The organism is Porphyromonas sp. C0026D3, assembly GCF_056590775.1.
In genome coordinates, this window is sequence record NZ_JBWPWU010000001.1 from 39,306 (window position 1) to 50,442 (window position 11,137).

An 11,137-nucleotide genomic window follows, 5' to 3' on the forward strand; every position below is an offset into this window, starting at 1 on the left:
GTCACTTTATTCCTAATGTTTGTGTTGCTAGTTCTATTTCCCTGTCGTAACCTGTATGCTTGCCTTCAACGTCTGAGAGTTTCACACAGCTTTGCCACGGCTGATCCTTGGTGATTTTACAAGCAAAGAGCTTCATGACTATATTCCGTGGCTCCGTATGATTTCCGACATCATTAGTCAGGTTGGTACCGACGCCAAAGGTAGCTCGGATACCTCGCTGATCACAGTATTCCTTTATTTTCACTGCCTTGGGGATATCCAGCGCGTCAGAAAAGACTAGATACTTAGTGGCCGGATTTATTTTGAGTTCCTTGTATCGTGCAATCGCCATGTCGGTAAAAAGATAAGGATCACCACTATCATGCCTTAGCGAAGTAAAGAGGAGGGCATGCTTCTTGGAAAAATTGCTCATAAAGACACGCGTAGTGTAGGTATCGGTCAGCACGGTGCCCAGGTCTCCATCGTAGACATTGATCCAGTCCTCCATAGACATATAGTTGGCCATCTTGTACCCATATATTGCTGCATGAAACTGCACCCACTCATGCGGATGCGTACCGGTCACACGCAAATGGTGCTTCATGGCGTAATACATATTGCTGGTACCAAAAAGGCTCTTGCCGGCATGCTCTTTCAGGAGAGCGGTAATACGATCCTCCACATCACTGCTAAAGCGTCGGCGCATCCCAAACATTGAGACTTGCAGATCATGAGCTTTCATCTCCTCCGCTTTTTCGATCGCCTGCTGCACGGTGTGTGCAATATCCGGCTTTTGTCCGGTCTCCTCGTAGTACAGCTCACTGACAATAGCCAAGATTGGGGTCTCCCAGAGGGTGATTCTGTATAGCAATCCTTCGGCCTGTATGTGCAACCGCCCCTCATCATCCTGGTGAACCGTCACTTCATTCGGATCAAAACGATACCCCCGCAGAAAGTCTATATAGCATGGCGGTAGGTACGGACATTCTTGGGACAAAAACTCTGCTTCGGACTCTTGAAGCTTGAGCTCACTCATTTTCCGAATTTCCGACATTAGCTTGTCTCCAAAGCCCTTGGGGTACGCCATCCCATCACGATCCACGAATTCAAATCGACCATAAGCCCGAGGAAAAAGTTTGGTGTAGGCATATCCGGTCGTAAACTTGTACAAGTCTGTGTCAAGCAGGCTCCTAATGATTGGTTCCTTTTTATTCATTTCTATATTCGTCCAATACCGGAGTACCAAAAGCCCAAGGCTCTCAGTTCGTCCGGAACATATATATTTCGGCCATCTACAATGACCGGCTCTTTCATCTCATTCATTACCCGAGTCCAGTCCGGCAGTCGAAACTGTTTCCACTCCGTCAGAAGCACTACCGCATCTGCTCCACGAGCCGCATCATATATATCCTCAGCATAGTATATCCCGTGAGGGAATTTTTTGCGTGCCTCGATCATGGCGACAGGGTCATAGGCTCGGACCTCTGCTCCGGCTTGTAGCAAAAGGTCAGCCACAACCAATGAGGGCGCATCTCGCATATCATCCGTCTCGGGTTTGAAGCTGAGCCCCCACAGGGCGATTACCCGTCCCGAGAGATCGGGGCCAAAGTGGTTGACAATCTTTTCGTACGGACGTCGCTTTTGTTGTTCGTTGACCTCATGTACCCGGTCTATAATGCTCATTTGCATACCATTTTGCCTAGCTGTATGCGATAGAGCCTGTACATCCTTAGGGAAACAGGAGCCCCCATAGCCACATCCGGGATACAAAAAGGATTTTCCGATTCGTTTGTCCGCCCCCATACCCTCGCGAATCATCTCAACGTCAGCACCTAGTTTTTCAGCCAAGTTTGCTAATTCGTTCATGAAGCTGATACGCGTGGCCAGCATGGAGTTGGATGCGTACTTCGTCAGTTCGCTGGATAGTATGTCCATGAAAAGGACCCTAAAGTGATTAATCAAAAAAGGGCGATACAATTGGCTCATCAACTGCTTGGCTCTCTCGCCTTCCACTCCGACGACCACACGATCCGGACTCATAAAATCCTTGATTGCTGTTCCCTCTTTCAAAAACTCCGGATTGTTTGCCACCTCAAGTGGAAAGTTCAGTCCACGTTCTCGCATCTTTGAGAGGATGATCTCTTTTACGCGAAAAGTGGTTCCCACGGGGACTGTGCTCTTGGTGACGACCAATACCGGTCGGATAGCCACACTGCCTATACACTCGGCAACGGCATGCACCGCACTAAGATCCGCCTCTCCTCGATCGGTAGAGGGGGTCCCTACTGCGATAAACACAACATCGACTGTCTCTATGCACTCACGCAGATCCTTGTGAAATGATAAGCGACCGGCCGAACTGTTTTTTGAGACTAATTCTTGAAGTCCGGGTTCATATATTGGTATTACACCACGTCGAAGTCCATCAATCTTGCTCGAATCGGTGTCCACACAATGCACACGAGCCCCCATTTCTGCAAAACAAGCGCCTGTCACAAGGCCCACATATCCTGTCCCTATGATTGCTACATCCATATCAGCACAAAACTAATCAAAAAACTATTATCCAAGTAAAAACCCAACTTTGTATAGCCATGACTCCTTACCCTCTAGTGCAACAGTGGTTCAAATTTAACAAGAAGACTTTGAAAAGTGCTCGGGAACTTGGGTTTTCTTAGTCTGTATCGTCTCGTGAGTTCCTTCGGATGTTTTCCGTCAAAACTTCGCCGTTTTTTGAAAATACTGCTCACTCATTCTAGGCCACCAATTCGGTAGCACTAGCAACGTACAGTCTGAGTGAATTTGGTTAACTTTGTGCGGTAGATACACTAATTCAGCAAATGAGAATAGATATACTAACTGTACTGCCTGAAATGCTGGAGCCTTTTCTGCGCCTTTCTATACTAAAGAGAGCACAGGATAAGGGGCTGGTGGATATTGTGGTACACAATCTCCGTGACTACACGACCAACAAATGGAGGAGAGTCGATGACTACCCCTATGGAGGCAGTGCCGGTATGGTCATACAGATTGAGCCGGTAGATAGGGCGCTCAGTGCACTCAAGGAAAAACGCCACTACGATGAAGTGATCTACACCTCGCCTGATGGGGAGGAGTTTTCTCAACCACTTGCCAACCAACTATCCATGGTCCAAAATATGGTCATCCTATGTGGGCACTACAAAGGAATAGACCACCGGATACGAGAGCACTTGATCACCCGAGAGATTAGTGTAGGCGACTACGTGCTCACAGGGGGCGAACTCCCGGCGGCCATAATGACTGATGCCATTGTCCGCCTCCTCCCCGGAGCCATAGGAGACGAACAAAGTGCCCTCTCCGACTCCTTCCAGGACGGACTTTTGGCGCCACCGGTCTACACAAGACCGGCTGAATACAAAGGCTGGACGGTACCGGAAGTATTACTCTCCGGAAATACCTCAATGATTGCTGACTGGAGCCAATCTCAGGCCATAGAGCGTACCAAGCGACTACGCCCATACCTACTACACGAAAACGAAGAAGACACTAAATAAACAGTTATGCTAAAGAAAATTCTCATACTTGACTTTGGAAGTCAGACCACTCAGCTCATAGGACGGCGCATACGAGACCTAGGCGTCTATTCTGAGATTATTCCCTACCATAGTCTTCCGGAAAACCTTGACGACGTATGGGGGGTCATCCTATCTGGCAGTCCGTATTCGGTGAGCGACGCAAAGGCTTTCAAGATAGACATCCCTGCACTACTCGACAAGGACATACCTGTATTGGGGATCTGCTATGGTGCACAGCTGATGATGGACGCCTTGGGTGGAAAGGTGGAGAAGTCCGAGACCAGAGAGTATGGGCGCACCAACCTTCGCATCATTGACGGAAAGGACCCACTTATCGCAGGGATTCACAATGGTTCGCAGGCTTGGATGTCCCACGGAGACACGATAACTGAACTAGCCGAAGGCTTTTGCGCTCTTGCAAAAACCGACACCATACCCACTGCCATATACCGCTCCAAGAGCAAGAAAGTATGGGGCGTGCAATTTCATCCGGAAGTACAGCATACCGAAGATGGAAACCGTTTGCTCCAAAACTTCTTAGACATCTGTGGTGCCGAAAAAAACTGGTCACCGGCATCGTTCGTAAGCATGACTGTCCAAGAGTTGAAAGAGAAACTAGGGACAGACCACGTGTTGCTTGCACTCAGTGGAGGAGTAGACTCCAGCGTGGCCGCTGTTTTGCTCAACAAAGCTATAGGTCAAAGGTTGCACTGCATCTTTGTGGACCATGGTCTGCTCCGAAAAGATGAGTTTGAAAACGTTCTTGAAAGTTATCAGCACCTTGGACTCAATGTAAAGGGGGTCAATGCGAAAGATTACTTTTACAAACAACTGACTGGGATAACCGACCCCGAGCAAAAGCGCAAGATAATCGGCAAGGGCTTCATCGACGTATTTGAGCAAGAGGCCCTCAAGCTCAAGGATATCAAATGGCTTGCGCAGGGTACCATCTATCCTGATGTCATTGAGTCAATTTCAATCACCGGCATGGTGATCAAGAGCCACCACAATGTCGGCGGATTGCCGGACAAAATGAAGCTAAAGCTTGTTGAGCCACTACGTCTGCTGTTCAAGGATGAAGTAAGGCGTGTCGGGCTAGAGTTGGGAATGTCGCATGACCTAGTCTACAGACATCCCTTCCCGGGTCCGGGGTTAGGCATACGCATCATCGGAGAGATCACTCCGGAGCGTGTCCGAATCCTACAGGAGGCTGACCATATCTACACCTCCCTTTTGCGTGAGTACAAGCTCTACGATGAAGTGTGGCAAGCCGGTGCAATACTCCTGCCCATTCACTCAGTGGGCGTGATGGGTGACGAACGGACCTATGACCAGGTAGTAGCACTTCGGGCTGTGAGTTCGCGTGATGCCATGACTGCAGACTGGGTACACCTTCCCTATGACTTTCTCGCAAAAGTCTCAAATGAGATTATCAACAAGGTACGCGGGGTAAACCGAGTCGTCTACGACATCTCCTCCAAACCGCCGGCCACGATTGAGTGGGAATAGTTGAGAATAGATCTGACGGTTTGTTGCAAAAGAACCAAAGAAATTGCCCCGAAAGGTCAGCAAGGATTCTCGGCAACAAATGTGATAAAAACCAAAACTATATATACTCGTGAAGATACACCATGAAGGCACAGGGATGATCATTGGCGCTATTATGCTCTTTGGGTTTACCGAAGCCTACCTGTACCTAGCTTTTGAAAACAAACTGGCCTTTTGGCTAGTACTGCCGGTAGTACTGACCTTGACCTGGTTGACAATCAACTTCTTTAGGATTCCACACCGGAAGTTTGATGGTGACACAGGGCACCTCGTTGTTGCAAGTGCCGATGGACACATTGTGGCGATTGAGCCTGTATATGAGCCTGAGATTCTCAAGTGCGAGTGCATACAGGTGTCTACCTTCATGTCTGCCACCAATGTCCATGCCAATTGGGTGCCTGTAGAGGGCGTTGTGAGAGTTGTGAGACACCACGAGGGCAACTTCATGAAAGCCTACCTGCCAAAAAGTAGTGTCGAAAACGAACGCTCCACCATACTGATTGAGACCAAATGCGGTCGACAAGTCTTGGTCCGTCAGGTAGCGGGTGCGCTAGCCAAACGCATCGTCACCTATATAGAAGAGGGAGAAAGTGTTCACCCCAACGATATCCTAGGCTTCATTAAGTTTGGTTCGCGCGTTGATCTCTACCTGCCGATAGACAGTACGATCCGTGTACATCTTGATGAAAAAGTTGTTGCCAACCAAACGGTCATTGCAGACCTCTCTGCACAATCATGAACAAAGTACGCGCTTTCATTCCCAACCTTCTGAGCCTGTCCAATGCCTTCTTCGGTGGCCTTGGCCTCTACTTCATCGTACAGGGCAAAGCCATAGAGTACACCTTGTGGTGCATGGTAGGCAGTCTTATTTGCGACTTTTTTGATGGGTTTTCGGCTCGCAAGCTCAAGGCCTTTTCGCCACTTGGCAAGGATATCGACTCTCTTAGCGATGCCGTTTCATTTGGCGTTGTTCCGAGTATCCTTTTGGCGATTTCTCTTGAGCAGGTTTCATTTTTCGCTCCTTGGCTATCAGTTCTGATCATTGCCGCGTCGGTATACAGGCTGGCAAAGTTCAATCACGACGAGCGCCAGTCTACCTCCTTCTTGGGACTTCCGACTCCGGCCAACGCACTCTTCATCGCCGGGCTTTCCGTATTGCTTAGGGAGTACAACGACATCCTGACCACCCTACCCCGTATGATCGAGTACAAGGTTCAAGGTGGATACCTTGTATTGATTTTGTCATTGAGTTTCTTGCTTGTCAGTGACATTCCGATGTTTGGGCTAAAGAAAGTTGACAAAGGTTCGGCAGAGCTAGTCATGCTCATCGTCGTTTCACTGTCCACGCTAGGAGGGATTATCTGGCTTGGATGGGGAGGATTTGCCATAGGCCTTGGACTATACATCCTCCTAAACGTAGCCCGAAGTCTATCAAAGCTAGCCATCAAATAGGGTTCGCACCAAGACAGCACAATGCGACAGATCACCCTTGACCCAATATAGCCCCAGTCTGGCCCAGAAGGTCAAGGGTGACTGCTTTTTGTATTTCTCAGTTTCGTCAAAGCATCAAGGCAAAAATTCACAAAGCACAAAAACACTCCGATTTTTTCACTTAATATTTTTCAACAACCGATGAAACAAACAATCAAGTTTCTCTTGTTTTCCCTCTTCGCATTCGCCATTGCGCAGGGAGCAAAAGGGCAGGTGACGACCTCATCTCTGCGAGGGCAGGTCACCGATGGTCACGAGCCACTGATGGCCGCTACCGTCATAGCCACGCACGAACCCTCCGGCACACGGTACCATGCGCTGACCGATGCGGAGGGCAACTTTTTTATCAACAACATGCGCATAGGTGGCCCCTACAACGTCAAAGTCACCTTTGTCGGCTACAAAGATCACACGGCCACCAACGTTCAGCTGGCACTTGGAGAGACATTCGTCCTGAATATAAAGATGGAGGAGGATGTGGCACAGCTCGGAGAGGTCGTCGTGACAGCCAGTAGCAACAACCCCGTATTCAACAGCCAACGGACAGGGGCTATGACTGCCATCAGCAAGCGAGAAATATCCACACTTCCGTCGATCAGTAGGAGCATCACAGACTTCACGAGGCTGACTCCACAGGCCAATGGCTCTGCCTTTGGTGGACGAGACGGACGGCTAAACAACATTACCATTGATGGTGGGCAGTTCAGAAATAACTTTGGTCTAAGCGACAAGCTCATGCCCGGAGGTTCTGCACAGCCGATTTCGCTAGACGCCATCGAGGCCGTGAGCGTAAGTATTGCCCCCTTTGACGTCAGGTTGTCGAGCTTTACCGGTGCCAGCATCAATGCGGTAACAAAGAGTGGTACCAATACCTTTGCCGGATCAGCCTACACCTACCAAAGGGGCAAAGGAATGACCGGCACCAAAGTAGGCAAAGCGACACTCAGCAAGCACAGTCAAAAGGACGAGCAAGTCTACGGCTTCTCCATCGGTGGTCCAATCCTCAAAAACAAGCTTTTCTTCTTCGTCAACGGAGAGTTTGAAAACCAGGCAAATCCCTACCTAGGATACATGCCTAGTGCAGACGGAATTGCCAAAAAGGCCGAAAACCTATCTCGAGCAAAGCTATCCGACATGGCCGCCATGAAAGACTTCTTGCTCAAAAAGTACAGATACAACCCCGGCGAGTACGAGCACTTCCCTAGCTTGGACCAAAAGAACTACAAAATTCTTGCCAAAATTGACTGGAATATCAATGACAACCACAAGCTTTCTCTCCGATACAACTATCTGAGAAACTTTAGTTGGAGTACCACCAACCAAACCTCCATACCCTATGGCATCGGCAAACCCATAAACCCTGGTCGCATCTCAGAGACAGGTATGGCCTTCTCCAACTCTTGGTACGGCAACAAAAATGAGGTCCACGGCTTTGCTGGAGAGCTCAATAGTCGCTTTGGCAACAACATCACCAACAAGCTGATGATCACCTACACCGGCACCATTGACCCACAACGGACAAGCCCATCGACGATCTTTCCACACGTGGATATCCTAAAAGATGGAAAGTACTACATGACTTTTGGCTACGAGCTCTTTAGCTACAAAAACCAAGTGGTCAACAACACCCTCTCGATCTCCGATGACCTAACCTACACACTCGGCAACCACACCCTGCTGGCCGGTATTCGATACGACAACATCTATGTACACAACCAGTACATCCGCTGCGGCACCTCGTACTATCGCTACCGCAGTATGGAGGACTTCATGACCGACAAAAAGCCGGACGCCTTTGGCATCACCTACGGATACAACGGTCAAGATCCCAAGGGAGTCCGGATGAGCTTTGGCCTTGTGGGGCTCTATCTACAGGACGAGTGGAGTATCTCATCACGCCTCAAGCTCACTCCGGGGATCAGAATTGAGATGCCTATATACCACAGCAAGCTCACCAACAACCCACAGGTAGATCGTATCCGAAAACTTCGCTACGACTACAAGCTAGACGTCAGCAGTTGGCCAAAGCCCCAGATCATGATCAACCCTCGCATCGGGTTCAACTGGGACCTACTGGGAGACCGCTCCGTACAGCTACGTGGTGGTACAGGACTATTCTCTGGCCTGCTACCCTTTGTATGGTTTACCAACCAGCCCTCCAACTCCGGTGTCGTACAAAGCCCTGAGATGGGAATCCCAGGCAATGAACTTCCCGACGACTTTAGGTTTGAACCAAAGTTCAGAGATCAGATCGCCAAGTACCCCAACCTCTTCCCGGAGAATCTGCAGACAGACAAGAACTTTGAGGGAAATATCGCACAGGTTGAAAAAACCTTCCGCATGCCACAGATCTGGCGAAGCAACCTCGCAGTGGATATAGCCCTCCCAGCCAACACCACCCTGACATTGGAGGCTCTCTACTCCAAGGATATCCAAGCACTCATCCAGCGCAATGTGAACCTGCCTGCACCCTCCGGCACAATGCCAGATGGTCGCCCAAAATACAGCAGCAATCGGATCGTAAAAGGGGTGAAGAATGCGACTGTCCTCATGAATACCAATAAGGGCTACCAAGGCTCCTTCACGGCTCAGATACGCAACAAAGCGATCAAAGGTCTGGACCTAATGCTTGCCTACACCTACTCGGTGGCAAAGTGTCAGTCCGACAACCCCGGTAACAATGGAGCATCAGCGTGGGCCTACAACCACACCTACACCGACATAAACGATCCGGAAATGAGCTATTCGCAGTTCGCACTGCCACACCGCGTCGTGGGGTCACTCAACTACAGGGTAGATTACCTACGACACATGGCCACGACGATCGGGGTCTACTACAGCGGATCACACCAAGGGCGTTTCAGCTACATATACCCCAAGGATATCAACCATGATGGCTCCAGCGGTGACTTGCTCTACATCCCCACAGGAGTCAATGACCCAAAGCTCACCTTTGTTGACCTAAAAGACAAAAAAGGTAAGCTCCTCGCCACCGCTGCCGATCAGTACCAGGCATTCATGGACTTTGTTAACGGCAACGACTACCTTCGGAGTCGCAAAGGGAACTTCGCAGAACGCGCCGGCGCCTTGGAGCCATGGCTCAACAGATTTGACCTAAAGATCCAGCAAGACTTTTATCACAACTTCGGGACCAGGCGCGACTACACCCTACAGCTAAGTCTGGATGTCATCAACTTTGGCAACTTGCTCAACCCCAACTGGGGCACTCGAAAAAAAGCCGCACTCGAGAGTAGCTGGGGCAACACTTTACCCATCGCTATGGCGGGAAAGGGCACCGGTGTCATACTCAATGGGGTCACGAGTGTGGAGCAGTTCAGAGAACGTGCCAATAGGTGGGACAACGTTCTCGGGATAACCTCTACCTGGGGCATGCTTTTCGGAGCACGACTCATCTTCTAGATCAACGTACACCTAATTTTCCCCAAAGGGGGTGTGCCAAAGCTTTGGCGCACCCCCTTTGCTATATGAGAAGAGTAGCAAGTGGATGAAAAATTAGCTCCCCTGGACTAAACTCTTGGTCCCAACGGGTGAGACTGTAGTTTCAATGGGGAGAAACTACAGTTTCAACGGGTAGAAACTAAAGTTTCAATGGGATGAGACTATAGTCTCATCGGAAGAGACTGGTACACTTTAGGAAGAAAAAGTAAAAAGACCGAGTCAGCGAAAGACAGAATACGAAAAAGGTAGCCCGATAGAAGTGATTGCTTCTATCGGGCCACCAAGTGCTTGCCTCTCAGCTTGAAAGCGATGGGGTTAATTTTGGGGGCACTCCTATTGTTGGGGGGCAAAGGTGTCCAACGCAAGACGCTCTCCATCCCAGACCGCATAGCTATCGAAGTGTATCCAGTCACCTAGGATGACAACCTGTGTCGTGTGGGTGATCATGAGGTGCAACATAATGTGACGGTGACCAAAAATAAAAAAGTCGGGAGCATTTGCTCCCTCTTTCGCCGTATACTCCTTGGCAAAACGCACCAAGTACTCATCGTGCTCCCCTTGGTACGGAGAGACATCGTACTCACGAGTTCCGCGCTTGCGACTGCTAAAGGACCACCCTTGCGCCAAAGCAGAGGAAAGGTCCGGATGGATAAGTGAATAGAGTTTTTGGCAAATAGGGGAGTGAAAAATCTGCCTGAGAAATTGGAAACGCTTGTTTTCAATTTCATATTCATCCCCGTGGGCAACGAAAAAACGCTTGCCAAAAAACTCCAGCTCCGCCGGAGACTTGTGCAACGTCAGCCCGATCTCACTCGGGAGATAGTCAAAGATCCAGACGTCGTGGTTACCGGTAAAGTAGTGAATCTCCACCCCACTGTCGGCAAGATCGGCCAATGCACCCAAAAAGCGGACATACCCTCTCGGTACTACATGCTTGTACTCAAACCAGTAGTCGAAGACATCTCCCACGAGCACCAAGGCATAGGCATCCTCTCTAATGGCCCTAAGCCACCGGACGAGCTTGCGCTCCACAGCCATGGGGTCGGTGTGATACTTGGCACCCAGGTGCATATCGGAAGCAAAGTAGACCTTGTCTCTCATGC

Annotated in this window: 8 protein-coding genes; 5 read left to right on the forward strand and 3 right to left on the reverse strand. The window is 49.6% G+C overall.

The features are described 5' to 3' along the window. Position 1: 1 nt before the first annotated feature. Both pncB and AC1EK1_RS00180 read right to left on the reverse strand, forming a co-directional pair. A complete protein-coding gene (pncB, locus tag AC1EK1_RS00175; protein ID WP_480305016.1) occupies positions 2–1,195 on the reverse strand; it encodes a nicotinate phosphoribosyltransferase in 1,194 nt (397 codons plus the stop codon). 2 nt (positions 1,196–1,197) lie between these two features. Further along, on the reverse strand, positions 1,198–2,514 hold the full coding sequence (locus AC1EK1_RS00180; protein ID WP_480305018.1) for a UDP-glucose dehydrogenase family protein: 1,317 nt from the start codon (positions 2,512–2,514) through the stop codon (positions 1,198–1,200). 305 nt (positions 2,515–2,819) lie between these two features. On the opposite strand from AC1EK1_RS00180, the gene trmD reads away from it, so the two are divergent. From trmD to AC1EK1_RS00205, 5 genes are all read left to right on the forward strand, one after another. Then, positions 2,820–3,515: a tRNA (guanosine(37)-N1)-methyltransferase TrmD gene (gene trmD, locus AC1EK1_RS00185; protein ID WP_480305020.1), complete on the forward strand. Its 696-nt coding sequence runs from the start codon at positions 2,820–2,822 to the stop codon at positions 3,513–3,515. A gap of 6 nt (positions 3,516–3,521) precedes the next feature. Beyond that, a complete protein-coding gene (guaA, locus tag AC1EK1_RS00190) occupies positions 3,522–5,045 on the forward strand; it encodes a glutamine-hydrolyzing GMP synthase (protein ID WP_480305021.1) in 1,524 nt (507 codons plus the stop codon). Between the two features lie 109 nt (positions 5,046–5,154). Continuing rightward, on the forward strand, positions 5,155–5,823 hold the full coding sequence (locus tag AC1EK1_RS00195) for a phosphatidylserine decarboxylase family protein (RefSeq protein WP_480305023.1): 669 nt from the start codon (positions 5,155–5,157) through the stop codon (positions 5,821–5,823). Further along, positions 5,820–6,536: a CDP-alcohol phosphatidyltransferase family protein gene (locus tag AC1EK1_RS00200; protein WP_480305024.1), complete on the forward strand. Its 717-nt coding sequence runs from the start codon at positions 5,820–5,822 to the stop codon at positions 6,534–6,536. The genes AC1EK1_RS00195 and AC1EK1_RS00200 overlap by 4 nt, the downstream gene beginning before the upstream one ends. 180 nt (positions 6,537–6,716) lie before the next feature. Beyond that, a complete protein-coding gene (locus AC1EK1_RS00205) occupies positions 6,717–9,995 on the forward strand; it encodes a TonB-dependent receptor (protein WP_480305025.1) in 3,279 nt (1,092 codons plus the stop codon). A 372-nt stretch (positions 9,996–10,367) separates the two neighbouring features. Here the strand turns inward: AC1EK1_RS00205 and AC1EK1_RS00210 are convergent, their stop codons facing one another. Next, positions 10,368–11,135 (reverse strand): UDP-2,3-diacylglucosamine diphosphatase, encoded by a 768-nt coding sequence (locus AC1EK1_RS00210; protein WP_480305027.1) that lies wholly within the window; start codon positions 11,133–11,135, stop codon positions 10,368–10,370. Between the last annotated feature and the right edge of the window lie 2 nt (positions 11,136–11,137).

What these genes read in the sequence shown, in the direction of transcription:
- pncB (WP_480305016.1), bottom strand. Translation starts at nt 1,195, where the DNA reads ATGAATAAAAAGGAACCAATCATTAGGAGCCTGCTTGACACAGACTTG.
- AC1EK1_RS00180 (WP_480305018.1), bottom strand. Translation starts at nt 2,514, where the DNA reads ATGGATGTAGCAATCATAGGGACAGGATATGTGGGCCTTGTGACAGGC.
- trmD (WP_480305020.1), top strand. Translation starts at nt 2,820, where the DNA reads ATGAGAATAGATATACTAACTGTACTGCCTGAAATGCTGGAGCCTTTT.
- guaA (WP_480305021.1), top strand. Translation starts at nt 3,522, where the DNA reads ATGCTAAAGAAAATTCTCATACTTGACTTTGGAAGTCAGACCACTCAG.
- AC1EK1_RS00200 (WP_480305024.1), top strand. Translation starts at nt 5,820, where the DNA reads ATGAACAAAGTACGCGCTTTCATTCCCAACCTTCTGAGCCTGTCCAAT.
- AC1EK1_RS00205 (WP_480305025.1), top strand. Translation starts at nt 6,717, where the DNA reads ATGAAACAAACAATCAAGTTTCTCTTGTTTTCCCTCTTCGCATTCGCC.
- AC1EK1_RS00210 (WP_480305027.1), bottom strand. Translation starts at nt 11,135, where the DNA reads ATGAGAGACAAGGTCTACTTTGCTTCCGATATGCACCTGGGTGCCAAG.